This window comes from Microcoleus sp. MON1_C1 (assembly GCF_036701945.1).
Taxonomy (GTDB): Bacteria; Cyanobacteriota; Cyanobacteriia; order Cyanobacteriales; family Microcoleaceae; genus Microcoleus.
Genome location: NZ_JAUBRO010000010.1, coordinates 40,229 through 56,846, shown reverse-complemented (window position 1 = coordinate 56,846; position 16,618 = coordinate 40,229). Strand labels below are relative to the sequence as shown.

Here is a 16,618-nt window from a genome sequence, read left to right as displayed (position 1 = left end):
CCACGCTAGGATTTACCCCTTACTTAGGCCTTAAATTCGCGCTGCTAAACTCAGAAGCCACAATCATCGACCCAATCCCCGCATCTGTAAATATTTCTTGCAGCAAAGCATGAGGAATTCTACCGTCAATAATGTGAGCACCATTCACACCCTGGGCCAAACTCCGCACACAACAATTAACTTTCGGAATCATCCCCCCAGACACAACTCCCGACTCAACCAACTGTCTCGCTTCCTGAATATCTAACTTAGCAATCAGACTCTCTGGCTTGTGATAATCCTCCAAAATTCCCGCTGTATCAGTCATCAAAATCAACTTTTCCGCTCCCAAACCAGCCGCAATTTCTCCAGCCACCGTGTCAGCATTAATGTTGTAAGATTGACCTTTTTCATCCGCCGCCACGCTCGACACCACCGGAATATATCCGCTGTTCACCAAAGACTCCAAAATCTGGATTTTCACGCCGCTGACTTCACCCACAAACCCAATTCCTTCCCGGCCATCTGGACGAGCTTGAATCAGATTGGCATCCTTGCCACACAATCCCACTGCTTTGCCGCCAGCTTGGTTGATTAACGAAACAATTTCCTTATTTACTTTGCCCACCAAAACCATTTCTACAACTTCCATCGTGGCCGCATCAGTCACTCTCAAACCATCCTTAAATTGTGGCTCAATTCCTAATTTTTCCAGCCAAATATTAATTTCCGGGCCGCCGCCGTGAACCACAACCGGACGCATCCCCACGCAAGCTAGCAGCACAATATCCCGAACCACTTTGTCTTTGAGATTGCTATCTTTCATCGCCGCACCGCCATATTTGACCACTATGGTGCGACCGGCAAAGTGTTGAATGTAAGGCAGTGCTTCGGACAGCACCTCTACTCGATTAGTGTCCGAATTCCTAACAAAATCGCTTTGTTTGAGCATGGGTAAATTACAAAAGACTAAAAACTTAATTCTAAACTTTAATGGCTAAAGCACATATCAACAGCCACAAAAATCACTTTTTCCCTGAATTTTATCGACGCGCAGGCTTGATCGATCGCCCTTATTGAACCCCATTCTCAAAAATCTAATAGGTTTTTTTAATAAAATCATTAAAATTTATGTATTATAACTTATACATTTTTTGCTAAAGTCAAGAAATGTATAGCTCCCTTGATTTACTTAACGTTTTATGTTAAAGGCTGTCGCCCAAGACTCCGAAAACCTTCAGTACAAGCTACGATCAGAGACTGACTCATCCCCCCGGATGACGGTATTTTGCGATTTAGACGGGCCCATAGTCGATGTGTCCGATCGCTACTATGCCACATATCAACAAGGATTAGCCGATACTCAAGCAGCTTATCTCGATCGGGGAATCAACCTCAACCTTCAACTACTCAGCAAACAGCAGTTTTGGCAAATGAAACAAAACCGAGTACCCGATGCTGAAATAGCCAAAAGTTCCGGCTTGTCGGGAGAAGAAATTCACGTTTTTCTCGGATGCGTGAGTCGGATTGTCAATCAGCCAGACTTGTTGCACTTAGATCGCATCCAGCCGGGAGTGCAATGGGCGATCGGACTTCTGCACTCCCGCGGCGTGCGGCTGATTTTAGTCACCCTGCGGCCGAGAAATCAAGCCGTTCAACTGTTACAAAATTACGGTTTAGCCAGACTGTTTACCAGCATTCGCGGAACTCAGATGGCGGATGCCGCCTATCACAACTATACAGCCTTAAAAACTGAATTGTTGGCTGAAGTTGCAGAAGAATTTGAGTCATCGCTGGGTTCGGCTTGGATGATCGGAGATACAGAAGCAGACATCCTCGCAGGAAAAGCATTGGGAATACCTACAATTGCCGTTACCTGCGGAATTCGCAGCCGCTATCAACTCCAAAAGCACCAGCCTAATTTCATTCTCAGCAACTTGATTATTGCCGTTAATCACTTATTAGGTTCCGGCCAACAAGTAATAGTAGAATGACTACAGTTAACAGTAATTAGTTAACAGTTAACTGTTGACTGTTAACTGTTGACTAAGGACTAAGGACTAATGACTAAGGACTAATGACTGATGACTAATGGCTGACTAAGGCTTTTCTACATTCCTGGTCATTTCCCACAAGCGATTGAGAGGAAAATAAATCACCGGAGCCCAAAGACTGCTAAGAATAGCAGAACACAAAGCCACTCGCTGGTGATAGCTCCAAATTTCCAGTAAAGCCCGATCGCCCATAGTAAAAAATTGCAGCCCCATCACCGTTTCCGCTACCACCGCCATCCCAAACACAATTAACGCCATCGGGATCGGATCTCTCTCAACAATATCTACCGGAATCGACCAGGTTTTTTGCAAAACAACTGTTAAGACTCCTACAACAACTAGACTGACAGCATGGGTGGGATGAGGAGCCGTCATCGCATCTTGAAGAAACCCCAAAACCAAGCCCATGCTAGCAGCTCCCCAAACTGTACGTTTCCGCTTAATACTCCAAGCTACCAACCAAATTAACAGCCAGTTCGGTCCAATTCCCAGCAATTCCATTCCTGGCATCCGAGTGGGCAATATCAGTATGCACAGCATCACAGATAGAAATGTAACTGCGAAGTTGAGAAATTGGCGCGATCGCGAAGACATCCGAGATAAAGCTTTCATTGTTGCTGTGCTCCCTCAGATGCTGCTGAAGATTGACTCGGCGACTCCTGTGGTTCGGCTTGCTTAGAGTGGGGGTAAACCACCGCCCACTCCAGAGCATTCATTGGTGCAGAGAACTCAACAACAGCTTCTGGAGCCGGAGTTTTATTCATATCCACCGAAACCACTTTTCCCACCGGCAAACCAGGAGGGAACAACTGACTGTAAGAAGAAGTTGAAACCACATCCCCAGGCTTGACATTGGGAACATTCTCAAAAAACTCCATCACAGCCTGATTTCCGCCTTTCCCGCGCATAAAACCCATGTGGCGACTGCGGGTAATTCCCACACCCAATTGACTCGTAGCGTCGCTGACTAACAGCACCAAGCTAGTATTAGGAGTAACGCTGACAACCCGGCCTACCAAACCGCCAGGGCCCATCACAGTAAAATCTGTTTTGATGCCATCGTTACTGCCGCGCCCCAAGGTTACTTGCTGCCACCAGTGGTCCGCGCTGCGACCGACAATAGGAGCTACAATTCCTTGAGGTTTCTTACCCGAAACGTAACCTAAAAGCTCTTTTAGCTTCTGATTTTGATTTTCTAATTCTAATAGCTGCGCTTGCAATTCTTGAGTGCGCGCCGAGATGAGTTCCTCTTGCCCCGAGCCGTTGGCGTGAAACGGACGAGTCACCCAATTGTAAACTTCAAATACTGCCGCACCTTGTGTTTGCCGAACTCCCCAAGCTGCAGTTACAGCTAAACCTAAAAGAGCAATTTGCAGCCGCAGATCCCACCACTTTCGGAATGTATTTTTTAGCATAATTTCACTAATCTAAAATTGTTAAGTCAGGATTTTAGATTTGAGATTGCAGCCGTATTTCTAAATCCACAATCCCAAATTTGTTAACTACATATTACGCGACGACTGCCCGCTGAAAACCCGTTCCAACTGTTTGTTTTCCAACACCCTACCAGTTCCCAAAACCACGCAGCACAGCGGATCGGCTGCCACGTGAGTGACAATTCCTGTTTCGTGACTGATCAGAGTATCTAAACCTTTCATCAGCGCGCCACCACCAGCCAGCATAATTCCCCTGTCAATAATATCTGCTGCTAATTCCGGGGGGGTGCGTTCCAAAGTACGCTTGACAGCTTCCACAATTACTGAAAGCGGTTCCGACATACTTTCGCGAATTTCTGGGCCTTTGATAGTAACAGTTCGCGGCAAACCAGACAGTAAGTGCAAGCCCCGCACTTCCATCATTACGTCGTCATCCTCTGGAGTTGGATATGCAGAACCAACCTGAATTTTAATTTCTTCAGCAGTGCGTTCGCCGATAACCAAATTGTGAACTTTTTTCATGTATTGGACGATCGCCTCATTGAGTTCGTCGCCGGCTACCCGCACAGACTCACTGATCACCGTCCCTTGCAAACTCAAAACCGCAACTTCCGTCGTACCTCCGCCTATATCTATAATCATATTGCCAGTCGCCTCAGCCACAGGCAGTCCAGCCCCGATCGCCGCAGCGATGGGTTCATCAATTAACCGTACTTCTCTAGCACCGGCCTGAGTCGCCGCCTCAATGACAGCACGCCTCTCTACTCCGGTGACACCGCTGGGGATGCCAATAATTATCCGCGGCGAAACTAAGCTTCGGCCTTCGTGAACTCTGCGGATAAAAGTTTTGAGCATCAGTTCCGCCGTATCGAAGTCTGCAATTACCCCGTCGCGAAGCGGGCGCAGTGCTATGACATTCCCTGGCGTGCGCCCGAGCATTTTTTTGGCTTCTTCTCCAACAGCCAGCGGTATTTTTAAATCTTGGTCGATCGCCACTACAGAAGGTTCCTGCAGAACAATACCTTTGCCCGATACATAAACGAGCGTGTTAGCAGTACCGAGGTCGATACCCATATCTCTCGATAACGAAAATCGATTGAGAAGACCCACTGATTCGTACCCCCCCCAAAAACTAAAATACTATTGTGTGCAATAATGTTGTTACAAAAGTGTAACCGAGGTGGATTCTATTACGTTTTTCATCCTGAGTCTAGTCAGAAATGTACATTGTCGAGCTCAGGTTGAGCGCAGACTTGCCAATCATCCACCATCAATATGTTCTCCTAACTGGGTGTACAATCAGGATGAAGCCTCACAAGCGTTGTTCCAAGTTAAGTTTGGAGGCTAATGCGCGTGTGGACTGTTTAACTACATCACCGATCGACCACATTCCCAAAAAAGTTTATGAGTCTTAATGTTGTGACTTTAGTAGGCCGCGTCGGCGGCGACCCGGACGTTAAGTATTTTGAGTCGGGTACAGTTAAGTGTAGTTTGACGCTGGCAGTGAATCGCAGAACCAAGAACAGCGATCAACCAGACTGGTTCAATCTGGAAATCTGGGGCAAAACAGCGCAGATTGCGGCTGACTACGTTCGCAAAGGCTCTCTAATTGGCGTAACAGGCTCTTTGAAGTTCGATCGCTGGCAAGACCGCAATACGGGTTCAAATCGCTCGAAGCCGGTAATTAAAGTAGACCATTTAGACTTGCTGGGTTCCAAACGCGACAACGAGTCGGGTATGTCCCAACAAAACAGCGAATTCTAGCGTTTGGGGAATTTGGGAATTAATATTTGTGAATTGGGTGGGTGCTCGTGACTCCAGAAAAGTTAGAAATTGTTCAAACTGAGTACCAAGCTGGGCAAGTAGCTTTTGAGAGTGGCCGGTATGCTCAAGCTGTGCAGAGTTTAGAAACAGCTACCGGTTTAGTCGATCGAAATTCCCGGTTGGGCGGTGAGGTACAGATGTGGCTAGTGACAGCCTACGAAGCCTCTGGCAATACAGAAAGGGCGATCGAGCTTTGCCGTGCGCTCACCCGCCATCCCCGCCAAGAAACTCGCCAGCAAGCAAAGCGCTTGCTGTTCATTCTCGAAGCTCCCAAACTCACTATCCCTCCTGAATGGATGGTGAAAATCCCTGATTTGGCAGCTTTAGATGAAAATCAATCAATCAGTTTTCAAGCCAATCCAAACGCTGATATCAAGTACGCTAAACCCAAGCCAGTCGTACCAGAGCCTGTAGATTTGAGTCAGGTTAATACGAAAGATAATAGGTTTATCTGGGTGGCGTTAATTGCGATAGGGCTAATTTTAGGCGGATTATTTATTAGTTATTAATCATTTTTTCATTCGCACCAACTCTATCTCTAGGGTGCGCCTCGGCGCACCTCACCCCTACTGAGAGAAGTTAAGCAATGCCTTTTAGCAATTATAAAAGTATAAGCGCGGTCGCCAAAGAATTCCAAATTAATTACCGACGGGATAATTTCATTGTCGAAACAGAATTTGCAGTCAGCGAGGTTTTTCGGAATGAATTAGAATTGATTTTCAATGAGGGAGTATTTGACAACTCGGAAATCGCCATTTGTGAAAATATAATTTATCCTGTATTAAAAGAAGTTTGGAAAAATTATCGCAGTAATTTTCTCCTCTGGAGTCACCAAACCTTAGTCTATAATGAGAATCTGTCAGGAATTCCAGATTATATATTGGCGAAGCGCTCCCCCCTCGGCACAGTAGTTTTTGACAAGCCCTATTTCATATTAGTTGAAGCCAAGAAAGAGAGCGCATTTGATGAAGGATGGGGACAGTGTTTGGCAGAAATGATCGCCGTGCAGCGACTTAACAATGAACCCGAACAAACTATCTTTGGTATTGTTTCTAATGGGGCAATTTGGCAGTTTGGCAAGCTCACCTTAGAAATGTTTACTCAAAATAAATTTTTCTATACAATTCAGGACTTAGAGCGACTGTTTGCAGCCGTTAACTATGTTTTTAAACAGTGTGAATTACAATTATAGGAGAAGGAAGAAGTAAGGAACGACACTGATTTTGACACGGATACACGGATTAATTATCGAGCATGAGGCAGGAGTCAGAAGTTGAATAGCGATAATTGCTAAAATAAAAAAAAGACAAAACCAGAAAGGCGATTATTGTGAGCGATTCAACCGTAGACCAGATTTTGAAATTGGCCTCTCAGCGCGCCGATGCCGCAGAAGTATACTACCTGTCGAGTCAAGACACCCCCATCGAATTTGAAAACAATCGCCTCAAATCCCTGCAAACCAAAGCACTGCAAGGCGTAGCACTCCGGCTAATTTACAAAGGCAAAATCGGTTTTGCTAGTTCCACAGATTTAACGCGGATAGACGATTTAGTAGATGCAGCGATTCAAACAGCCGAAATCGGCGACCCCGCAGAATTTGAACTCGCCTCCAACTTCCACCTAAAAGGCCCGGAAACCACCTACACTCCGCCCACAACTCAAGAATTAGTCGAAAACGGCAAAAACCTGATTGAGCAAGTTCACGCCTACAATCCCGATATTATGGTAGATGTCGGCTTTCACGTCCGCAGTGGCCGCGTGAAAATTGCCACCACGCAAGACCTGTATGCCGAAAGAAGCAGCCAAATAGTCAGCGGCTCGATCGCTGGAAATTTGGTCAAGGGAGAAGACTTTATGCAAGCATACAGTTACGACGTTGCGCGCGATCGTCCCCTGGACACCAACACCATCCTCGAATCACTCCTGGAAAAATACCGCCTCGCCGAACATTCAGCCACCATCACCAGCGGTTCCTACCCAGTATTATTTACCCCCAGAGCCGCCGCTAGCACCCTCGGCGGCCTCTTTGATACCATCCTTTCAGGTCAAGCAGTAGTTCAAAAAGCCTCTCCCCTAGCGGACAAAATCGGCGAAACCTTATTTGACGAACGCTTTACCTTTTTTGAAGACCCCACTTTAGGCCCTTCTGCTTGTCCCTTTGACGACGAAGGTACACCCACCACCCGCAAAATCTTGATAGACAAAGGTACTGTCACCGGATTTTATTGGGATCGCAGGTGGGCAGCTCGCGCCGGTGTACAATCAACCGGCAACGGTTTTCGTGGCGGATTGTCTCGCCCAGGCCCTGATTTGACTAACTTTTGCATTTCCCCCGGAAATACCGCCACTCAAGACTTGATTGCTAGCATGGACGAAGGTCTAATAGTAGAGCAGGTTTTAGGTGCCGGTCAGTCCAATCAGTTAGCTGGCGAATTTTCTGTCAATTTGGACTTAGGCTATAAAGTAGAAAAAGGCAAAATTGTGGGTCGCGTCAAGAATACAATGGTGGCAGGCAGCATTTTTGAAGCGTTTAAAAATTTGGCAGATTTGAGTAGCGAAGCCGAATGGGTAGGCGGTGCAGCCTATTTGCCGAGTATGCTGTTTCAACAGTTGGGTGTAGCTTCGAGGCAATAAGTTCAGTGCGGTTAATTCCAGGTGACGCTGATACTGTTGCTAGAAAAATCTTAGCACTCACATCAAAAAAACCCGGTTTCTGCCACCAAGAATCTGTGAAACTGCCCTTCGCTAGCCCCTAAACCGGGTTTTTGGTATGCGGTTCGCAAGTCCAGACGTGGAAATAAAAACACAGAAACAGTGCCGACAATTCAACGCTTTGCTAATTCATGCAAATAGGGAAAAACAGGGAAAAAGGTACAATGAAAGAGCAAAATGTCAAGGATGGAACTCGGAAGAAGAAAAAGCACTTTTTCTTTCTTTTACCTTTGGTTTTTTGCCTTTTAACTCTAGTGACTGGATGCGTTCAGTACGATGTCGGAGTTAACTTTGAGAGTCAAACTCGTGGCGAAATCGTGCAGCACATTAAACTGGGGGAAAGGTTGACGAGCTTCAGCAGCGAAACTGTTGCAGAATGGTTGAAAAGCGTAGAAAGCCGGGTGAGGTTGCTGGACGGAAAAACTAAACGGCTTTCCCCCACAGAAGTTCTAGTGAGGATTCCTTTCAATAATGGAGCAGAGTTGCAAGACAAGTTCAACCAATTTTACAATCCGATCGCACCAACCACAAAATATCGGACCGGAAGTCCGCTAGAAACAGATTTGCCAAAGTTTGAATCTCACCTTAGTGTCAAGCAGAATAATTTGTTATTGGTGCTGCGAAATCGGTTGAGTTTGGAATTGGATTTGCGCTCTCTTTCACTGCTTTCTTCTAATGGCAGTCTGCTGCTGAGTCCGGGGGGACTTTTGGAGCTAGACTTTAGCTTGAACACGCCTTGGGGCGCAAAAAGTATTGAAACTGTCGCCGGTGCGCTGGTTCCGGAAACCTATCAGCAGGGAAAACAGTTAGTTTGGAAGCTCAAACCCGGAGAAGTTAACTATTTGGAGGCGATATTCTGGATTCCCAGTCCCGTAGGAATTGGGGCGCTGATTATTGCCTTATTTGTGGCTGCGGGCATTGCTTTGAAATATCAAATATTGCCAGCACTCTTAATCGGCAAGAAACCCCAAAACATCGGTCAAACCTAAAGAGGATATGTCCTGCTGGGGCGGGTTAACCAATCTCTTCAATCAACTCTCACAGTTCCAATAAACCCGCCCATCTCCGGATATTATGGTTAATTGACCAGATTTGAGCTGATAAAAAAAAATGATAACATCTGTCAAAAAACAGTTGACAAAGGGTCAAGAATTTGCTTAACCTGAATTGAGAATTAGGAACAGAGAAAATGCGAGCGCTAAATTTCTTCTTCATCTTTCTGATTTGCTTGGCTCTAGTATTTTTCAGTATCGAAAATACACAGCCCGTCGCGATTCAAGTTATCCAAGGCGTCCAAGTTAAAGCTCCGCTGTGCGTAGAACTAATTGTAGCGACCGGATTAGGGGCAACACTAGCGTGGCTGTTCAGTCTGTGGTCGAGAATGCAGCGAACCCTCGCGTCGCGCCAACAGCTCCGCCAAGTTCGCGAAAAAGAGCAGCGGATTCAGGAATTAGAACAAAATCTTGAACGCTATAAAGCAGAAGTAGAAGCCAAACAACCTTTGTTAGAAAGTGCAGAACCGATAAGTTTAGAAATAGCAGCCATTGAGGGCACAACTGCTGAAATAACCGCCAATTAACTTGATATGCTCTCTCGTTTTCTCAGAGGGAAAATCTAAAATCTAAAATCTAAAATCTAAAATCGAATGGCCGTTTCCCGAGACCAAGATGGCTTAGAAACGATTTCCGAGGGGATCGCAATTTTAATTGACCTAGCCGAACGGGGAGAAATTGATCCTTGGGACGTTAAGGTAATTGAAGTGTTCGATCGATGTCTGAGCAAGCTTACGAACGCCTGCGATGCAGATCAGAGTAAGGATTTCTCCGATTTGTCCCACTCCGGCCAAGCGTTTTTGTACGCTTCAATGCTGGTGTTGCTCAAAGCAGAAAGTATCGTCCTCTCCGAACCCCCCCCTAATCCCGACTCGGCCGAGGAGGCGACGCTAGAAGACGCAGAGCACTCAGGCGGGCGACACTTGCCGCAGCATTTAGAGCGGCAATTGCGCCGTCGCGGTGTAGCTCAACTACCGCAAAAACGCCCGGTGACTCTCCCAGAACTGATTGAGCAGTTGCAGCTAATGAAAGCAGCAATGGAGCAGACTGTGACCCCCCGGCGCCGCCCTACCTCAAAAATGCGATCGCAAGCGGCCCAGGCTATCTTTGAGCTAGCTCACCAAGAAAATCTCGTAGAAACTGCTAGTGAACTCGAACGGTTTCTGGCTCAGCGGGGCCCGGAAATTGACGAGGGTTGGCTGGACTTGGACAAATTGCTAGAGCTCTGGCACCATAACGATTTGCACTCTCCTGTCAACCCAGAACCCCCGGTATCGACTGAGGAAGTTCACTTGCCAAATCATGACCGCGTGGGTATTTTTTGGGCCTTGTTGCTGCTATCGGCTCAGTCTAAAGTAGAGTTGCTTCAAGAGGAGTTTTACCAAGACCTCAAAATCCGCGCGCTTTGAGCTTGCAGGGTATTAGGTTCTCGGGGGAAACTAATAACTATGCCACTGCGTCGGTTAAGATTCCAGACAGAATCTCGCTCTATGGCATTCTGTTGCTGAGTCCCGAATGCGGAGAGCGGGAGTGTGAAGTTCTTGGTGATTCCCGATACCTGGTTTCTTAAATCCAGGTAAATTCGGAATAAATGATTGATAGCCTGGTACGATGTCGCCTATAAACAGGTCAGGATTTTGCTGTGCTCGATCGATTCAACGATCGCAACCGCTAGCATCTAATTGTTGAGTTTATATCAATTAACAGAGGGTTGAGGAAGTTAATAATGAAAGCGATGATTCTGGCGGCCGGTAAAGGCACTCGCGTCCGTCCCATTACTCAGACAATACCCAAACCGATGATTCCCATCCTGCAAAAGCCAGTGATGGAATTTTTGGTCGAATTGCTCCGCCAGCACGGATTTGACCAAATTATGGTCAATGTTTCCCACCTGGCAGACGTGATTGAAAACTACTTCCGCGACGGTCAAAAGTTTGGGGTACAAATTGCCTATTCTTTTGAAGGGCGGATTGAGGATGGAGAAATGATTGGAGAGGCTCTCGGTTCGGCTGGTGGCATGAAACGAATTCAGGACTTCTCGCCGTTTTTTGACGATACTTTTGTGGTGCTGTGCGGCGACGCTTTGATTGACTTGGACTTGACTGCTGCTGTGAAGTGGCACCGCGAAAAAGGGGCGATCGCTACTATTGTTATGAAATCGGTTCCCCGCGAGGAGGTTCCCAGTTACGGAGTGGTGGTAACAGACGAGTCTGGCAAAATAAAAGCTTTCCAAGAAAAACCTTCTGTAGAGGAAGCTCTGAGTACCGACATTAACACTGGTATTTATATTTTTGAACCGGAAATATTCGATTACATCCCTTCGGGTGAGGAATACGATATCGGTTCGCAGTTATTCCCCGCGCTAGTAGCAGCAGGCGCGCCTTTTTACGGGATTAGCATGGACTTTGAGTGGGTGGATATCGGCAAAGTTCCTGACTATTGGCGGGCAATTCAGAGCGTGCTCCTGGGACAAGTTAAAAATGTTTCGATTCCGGGAATTGAAGTACGCCCCGGCATTTACGCTGGTTTGAATGTAGCTGTTAACTGGGATAAGGTTGATATTACTGGGCCTGTTTACATTGGCGGGATGACGATCATTGAGGATGGAGCAACAATTATCGGCCCGACAATGATCGGCCCAAATTGTTGGCTTTGTAGTGGCGCCACTGTGGAAAACAGCGTGATTTTTGAGTATTCCCGTTTGGGCCCGGAGGTGCGGTTGGTTGACAAACTGGTGTTCGGGCGCTACTGCGTTGATAAAACCGGGGCTGCGATCGATTTGCAAGCGGCGGCTCTCGATTGGCTGATTACTGACGCTCGCCAAGTTTTACCGACTCAAGACGGAGAGGAGCGGCGGGCGATCGCAGAAATTCTCCGTCCTGAATAATTGGTAATTGCTCAAGGTAAGGTGCGCTAGGCGCACCCTACTTTTACATTGATGATCTCAGCTTTTAATTCTGGTAATGTGCTTAGGTTCCACCCTACATTTTAAGACTGAAGATAAGTATATTGGCTGAGACTCCGCTCGTAATTTTGCAGCAAAAGTTGGGCCTCGGAAAGAGTAATTTTATTTTGCTGCAAAGCTGCTTCTGTCTGACGGCGGATGCTTTCAACCAAATTTTCTGAATCGTACTGTACGTAGCTGAGGACTTCTTTCATAGTGTCTCCTTTCACAACGTGTTCGATATGATAGCCAGAAGGTGTTAGCTGAATGTGAACTGCATTAGCATCGCCGAATAAGTTGTGAAGGTTGCCCATAATTTCTTGATAAGCACCTCCCAAAAATAGCGCCAAATAGTAAGGTTCTCCAGGTTTGAGAGTATGCAGTTCCAAAACCGACTTCACATCTCGCAAATCAATAAATTGGTCGATTTTGCCGTCGCTGTCGCAGGTTATATCGGCTAAAATACCGCGCTGAGTTGGTTCTTCTTCGAGTCGGTTAATGGGCATAATAGGGAACAATTGGTTAATTGCCCAACTGTCTGGTACAGACTGGAAAACAGATAGGTTGATGTAATAAATGGACGCCATCACCTTTTCTAGGTCTTCCAAATCCTCCGATACATATTGTTTTTGCCGCGCGATCGCCTGTATTTTATCGCAGCAAGCCCAGTACAACTGTTCGGTTTTCGCCCGTTCCGCCATTCCCAAATAGCCTAAGTTAAATAAACTGACTGCTTCTTCCTTGAATTGGATAGCATCGTGATAAACTTCTTGGTAATTTTCGGGACTGATAGATTGGTAAATTTCGTAGAGATTGCGCGGAATTTGGTGCGCGTTTTCATCTACTGGTTCTGGTACTTCTCTGGGGACATCGCTAGTACCGAGTACGTCAAAAACTAACACTGATTGGTGAGAAGCGATCGCCCGCCCGCTTTCGCTAATGATAATTGGAACCGGGATTTTGCGCTCGTCGCAGGCATCTTTCACTCCCGCTACTACGTCGTTAGCGTAGTTTTGCATATTGTAGTTTTTGGAAGCGTGGAAGTTTGTTTTAGACCCGTCGTAGTCAACGCCGAGTCCACCGCCTACGTCCAAGTAGTTCATATTAGCTCCCAATTTAGCTAATTCTACATAAATGTGGCTGGCTTCTCGAATGGCGTCTTTGATGACACTAATTGAGGAAATTTGAGAGCCGATGTGGAAGTGCAATAACTGCAAACAATCGAGCATTCCAGCTTTTTCTAGTTCGCCGACTGCACGGATAATTTCAGGAATTGTCAAGCCAAATTTTGCCCGATCGCCCGTGGAACCTCCCCAGCGGCCAACCCCTTTGGTAGTGAGTTTTGCTCGCACTCCCAAAATCGGTTTAATTCCTAATGCTTTGCTCGCGACAATTGCGAGTTCTACTTCCTCTATTTGCTCCAGTACAATTACGGAAGTTTGCCCTAGCCGCTGCGCCAAAATAGCAGTTTCGATGTATTCGCGGTCTTTGTAACCATTACAAATTAACAAAGCGCCTGGGTTTTTTAAGGTCGCCAAAGCTATCATTAATTCCGGTTTGGAGCCGGCTTCGAGCCCGAAGTGATGGGGTTGACCGAAACGCACCAAATCTTCAATTAATTGTCGGTGCTGGTTGCATTTAACTGGAAAGACACCGCGATAGACATTTTTGTAATTGTACCGAGCGATCGCTCTGGCAAAACACGAATTTAAGCGCTCGATCCGGTCTTCCAAAATATCAGAAAATCGAATCAGCAGGGGCAAAGCCAAATTTCGCTGTTTCAGGGATTCTACCAGTTCGCACAAGTCGAGGGAACCGCCGCGATCGCCCTTGGGAGACACTGTAACGTGACCGGCTGCATTGATCGAAAAATACGGTTCGCCCCAACCTTGAATGCGGTAGAGTTTCTCACTATCTTCTATTGTCCAAGATTTTTGTGGCAGTTGAGCCGCCGTTACCAAAGCACTGTCTGGTGCCGCCAAACTCGTGACTGTGGGCGAGTGAGTCGATAGGGGATCGAGATCGGAGAAAGCAGCGGTGGCTGGGGAACTCATCTTATCGGAAACCTCTTTGAGGAGTGGTCAAATAGATAGTTTATCGCACATATCGGGTTTCCTGATGCAGTAGAAAAATCACTTTGGGTACACGGCCCGGCGATTTTAGATTTTAGATTTTAGATTTTAGATTTTTAGATTAAAGATTTTAGAATTGACTCCACAGATGGATGAAAATCGGGGATTGAACTAAAATCTCAACCGTGATTGCTCTCCAGGACTCATTTCTTCAAGCAAGTATCCGTATGTAGGTGAACTCGGAAACCGGGTTTGCGAGTTCACCTGCGCCAAGAGAGTTGTCGGACGATCGCTCGCCCGACACACACTAACCAAAAATCACCTCCGGCGGCGCCATGTCAGCCCCCACAATCAATTCCCCGCTCTTAGACTTCTTCAAGCCCGGTTGAGGTGCTTTTTCTGGGGTCTTCTGAGCCGGTGCAACTGAGGCTGGCGGTGTCACCTGCGTTGGAGGTACTGCCTGTGCTCCTGGCACCACGGGTTGCTGCGACAGCCAACCCAAACCCCCTACAGCCCCAGCCATCAAAGCGGTGTAGCCGATGTACAAATGCACCGGACGCATTTGAAAGCCTTCGCTTGAGTCGGAGTCGGAAACAGACACATTCATACTGGGAATTGGACTCGGAGCGGGTTTGGGCAAAGCATTCGCCATAGCGCTGCCGTCTAGTCCCAAGGCGTCGCCGAGTCTGCGGATAAAACCTCTAACGTAAATATCTTGAGGCAGTTTGTCGATTTCCCCATTTTCGATCGATTCGATGTGGTGAACCGGCACGAGAGTTTGACTGTGGAGTTGCAGCAGAGATAGGGAGCGAATTTGCCGTCCCTTGCGTAATTCTCTACCCAACTCTCCCAGGCACTCTTGTCGCTGTTGAACGGCTAAAGCTGCTTCTTCTTCCTTGGTGAGTTTTTTCGGCTTCTTGGGAAAACCGAACCCTGGGAAGGATTTTCCGGGGAGGGTGACAGTTGCAGGTGGAGCCGACTCGACTTTAATGTCGTCTTGGGGCGCTTGTTTGCTGTCTTCAGAAGTGTTAGTGTCTCGATCGGAATTTTCTGTGTCGGACTCGATTTGGGGGGGGGCTTCCACACTAGCGCTGCGCCAATAGAAGACAGGAACAGCTACTGGTGGCTCCAATTCTTTAATTTCTGTCACCGTCTCAATGGCGGGACTTAAAGCAGTAAAACTCTCTGGGGCTACTTGCGGTTCAATTTTGTTTTGTTTGGGAAATCGGTCAAATGCGAGCTTGACGGCTTCTCTGCTAACTGCTCTAATTAAAATTTCGGCAGCGGAAGCTGCTTCGCCCAACATTGTTTGCAAGCTAGCTAGAGCGTGGCTATAGGTGTCGCTACAGAGGAGTTCAGCTTCTATTTGACCCAGGACAGAACGAAAACTTTCTTGAGAAATTTCAATAGTTGGGTGATCTGTCACCCCAAAATAAGCCTCTGGTTTCAGTGCCATGATATTCATTTTGTCTTCGTAGAAGGTATCTGAGTACGTTCTTCGACACGTTGGCAGTGATTCCGGATGTCGGTTGGGGGAGAGTGGGAGAGTGAGGGAGAGTGAGATAGTGAGGGAGTGGGAGAGTGGGAGAGGCGCAATTCCCACTTATTGATTGTCTATTGCTTGTGGATGCGATCGAGCAAAAAAAGAGCCCCGAAAATCCCGACAAAATGGGCAACAGTGGCGTGAGTATTGGCAAGTACCACAAATATATCTAGCGGCTGAATAAATCGGCCCACATCAACTGCGGCACCGAACAAGGCTTGCGGCTGAGCTAGAGATTTGGCTAAGAGAGTGCCGCTGATGGCTTCTGCGCCGATCAGCGTCAGCACCATTCCCGATAAGTTGCTCCAAAGTGACAGCCGCACTTCTTTGATGGTGTCTGCTTTTTTGGGACGGACAGCGTTAGCGGGCGATCGCAGTTGTCTCGACAAGCGGGTGAAGCGGAAAGAGCGATATACGCTGTAAGCGAGTACGGCCAGCCCGCAAATGGCAAAAAATACGCCGCCGCCGGTGCCGGCACTGGTTGAACCCGCAGCGGCGGTACCGCGGGGGATGGCGAAGGGGATGGCAAAGAGCAAAATGATCGCCGCTACCACCCCTAGCACTAACTGTACCCAGAAGCAAACCCAGCCTGTTGTACGAAGGGCAAAGGCTACTCGCTGTACCGCGACAGGAAGCTTATCGTTATCTAACTGATTAGTCATATTTTGAGCGGGTATAATTAATTGGCATTAGTTGGCGGCAGTTTTTTCTCTTCGGGGACGGTTGACGGCGGTTAACCCTCTTTATAATAGAAGTAGCAATGTTTAAGATTTGTAACTAACATTGGATTTCACATTTGAATAGCGTCGATCGCCAGGTACCCACAGCAATGACACAACTACAACCCACCGTCACTCCCAAACTGGAACAGCCAAAGTTTGGCTTCAACAGCTACGCGGAACGCCTTAACGGTCGAGCCGCGATGATCGGTTTTTCTCTAACTTTAATTATCGAGTATGTCACAGGCCAGGGCTTGCTGTCCTGGTTAGGTCTCAACTAATT

The 16,618-nt window shown here is 47.2% G+C and carries 17 protein-coding genes; 10 read left to right on the top strand and 7 right to left on the bottom strand.

Going from position 1 to position 16,618, the window contains the following annotated elements; genetic code table 11:
• Positions 1-19: 19 nt before the first annotated feature.
• A complete protein-coding gene (argB, locus tag QUA62_RS07740; RefSeq protein ID WP_190663671.1) occupies positions 20-931 on the bottom strand; it encodes an acetylglutamate kinase in 912 nt (303 codons plus the stop codon).
• A gap of 250 nt (positions 932-1,181) precedes the next feature.
• Here argB and QUA62_RS07735 point away from each other — a divergent pair, with 250 nt between their 5' ends.
• The gene (locus QUA62_RS07735; protein ID WP_333403324.1) at positions 1,182-1,973 is read left to right on the top strand and encodes an HAD family hydrolase; all 792 of its coding nucleotides are present in this window, start codon (positions 1,182-1,184) and stop codon (positions 1,971-1,973) included.
• A 105-nt stretch (positions 1,974-2,078) separates the two neighbouring features.
• On the opposite strand, the gene mreD is transcribed toward QUA62_RS07735, so the two are convergent.
• The 3 genes from mreD to QUA62_RS07720 form a co-directional block, all read right to left on the bottom strand.
• Positions 2,079-2,645 carry a rod shape-determining protein MreD gene (gene mreD, locus QUA62_RS07730; protein ID WP_190663673.1) on the bottom strand — a complete coding sequence of 189 codons (567 nt, stop codon included), beginning with the start codon at positions 2,643-2,645 and terminating at the stop codon, positions 2,079-2,081.
• A complete protein-coding gene (gene mreC / locus QUA62_RS07725; protein ID WP_333403323.1) occupies positions 2,642-3,448 on the bottom strand; it encodes a rod shape-determining protein MreC in 807 nt (268 codons plus the stop codon). The genes mreD and mreC overlap by 4 nt, the downstream gene beginning before the upstream one ends.
• 87 nt (positions 3,449-3,535) lie before the next feature.
• A complete protein-coding gene (locus tag QUA62_RS07720; RefSeq protein ID WP_006632285.1) occupies positions 3,536-4,543 on the bottom strand; it encodes a rod shape-determining protein in 1,008 nt (335 codons plus the stop codon).
• A 330-nt stretch (positions 4,544-4,873) separates the two neighbouring features.
• Between QUA62_RS07720 and QUA62_RS07715 the strand changes: the two genes are divergently transcribed.
• The 8 genes from QUA62_RS07715 (at position 4,874) to QUA62_RS07680 (ending at position 11,944) form a co-directional block, all read left to right on the top strand.
• The gene (locus QUA62_RS07715; RefSeq protein ID WP_333120930.1) at positions 4,874-5,233 is read left to right on the top strand and encodes a single-stranded DNA-binding protein; all 360 of its coding nucleotides are present in this window, start codon (positions 4,874-4,876) and stop codon (positions 5,231-5,233) included.
• 47 nt (positions 5,234-5,280) lie between these two features.
• Complete coding sequence (locus QUA62_RS07710) at positions 5,281-5,802, top strand: tetratricopeptide repeat protein (RefSeq protein WP_190663676.1); 522 nt, start codon at positions 5,281-5,283, stop codon at positions 5,800-5,802.
• Between the two features lie 77 nt (positions 5,803-5,879).
• Positions 5,880-6,485, top strand: a complete 606-nt coding sequence (locus tag QUA62_RS07705) for a hypothetical protein (protein WP_333403322.1) — start codon at positions 5,880-5,882, stop codon at positions 6,483-6,485.
• Between the two features lie 137 nt (positions 6,486-6,622).
• On the top strand, positions 6,623-7,927 hold the full coding sequence (locus tag QUA62_RS07700) for a TldD/PmbA family protein (protein ID WP_333403321.1): 1,305 nt from the start codon (positions 6,623-6,625) through the stop codon (positions 7,925-7,927).
• A gap of 242 nt (positions 7,928-8,169) precedes the next feature.
• Positions 8,170-8,994 (top strand): DUF3153 domain-containing protein, encoded by an 825-nt coding sequence (locus QUA62_RS07695; RefSeq protein WP_333403320.1) that lies wholly within the window; start codon positions 8,170-8,172, stop codon positions 8,992-8,994.
• 200 nt (positions 8,995-9,194) lie between these two features.
• Positions 9,195-9,584 (top strand): LapA family protein, encoded by a 390-nt coding sequence (locus QUA62_RS07690; protein WP_333218580.1) that lies wholly within the window; start codon positions 9,195-9,197, stop codon positions 9,582-9,584.
• Positions 9,585-9,650: 66 nt separating this feature from the next.
• A complete protein-coding gene (locus QUA62_RS07685) occupies positions 9,651-10,466 on the top strand; it encodes a segregation/condensation protein A (RefSeq protein WP_333403319.1) in 816 nt (271 codons plus the stop codon).
• Between the two features lie 317 nt (positions 10,467-10,783).
• A complete protein-coding gene (locus tag QUA62_RS07680; protein ID WP_333403318.1) occupies positions 10,784-11,944 on the top strand; it encodes an NDP-sugar synthase in 1,161 nt (386 codons plus the stop codon).
• A gap of 101 nt (positions 11,945-12,045) precedes the next feature.
• On the opposite strand, the gene speA is transcribed toward QUA62_RS07680, so the two are convergent.
• From speA to QUA62_RS07665, 3 genes are all read right to left on the bottom strand, one after another.
• Complete coding sequence (gene speA, locus QUA62_RS07675) at positions 12,046-14,055, bottom strand: biosynthetic arginine decarboxylase (RefSeq protein ID WP_333282965.1); 2,010 nt, start codon at positions 14,053-14,055, stop codon at positions 12,046-12,048.
• Positions 14,056-14,380: 325 nt separating this feature from the next.
• Positions 14,381-15,538 (bottom strand): helix-turn-helix domain-containing protein, encoded by a 1,158-nt coding sequence (locus QUA62_RS07670; RefSeq protein WP_333403317.1) that lies wholly within the window; start codon positions 15,536-15,538, stop codon positions 14,381-14,383.
• Positions 15,539-15,687: 149 nt separating this feature from the next.
• The gene (locus QUA62_RS07665; protein WP_190663685.1) at positions 15,688-16,278 is read right to left on the bottom strand and encodes a DUF3611 family protein; all 591 of its coding nucleotides are present in this window, start codon (positions 16,276-16,278) and stop codon (positions 15,688-15,690) included.
• Between the two features lie 167 nt (positions 16,279-16,445).
• Between QUA62_RS07665 and QUA62_RS07660 the strand changes: the two genes are divergently transcribed.
• Positions 16,446-16,616, top strand: coding sequence for a hypothetical protein (locus tag QUA62_RS07660; RefSeq protein ID WP_172186391.1), 171 nt, complete (start codon positions 16,446-16,448; stop codon positions 16,614-16,616).
• Positions 16,617-16,618: the final 2 nt, after the last annotated feature.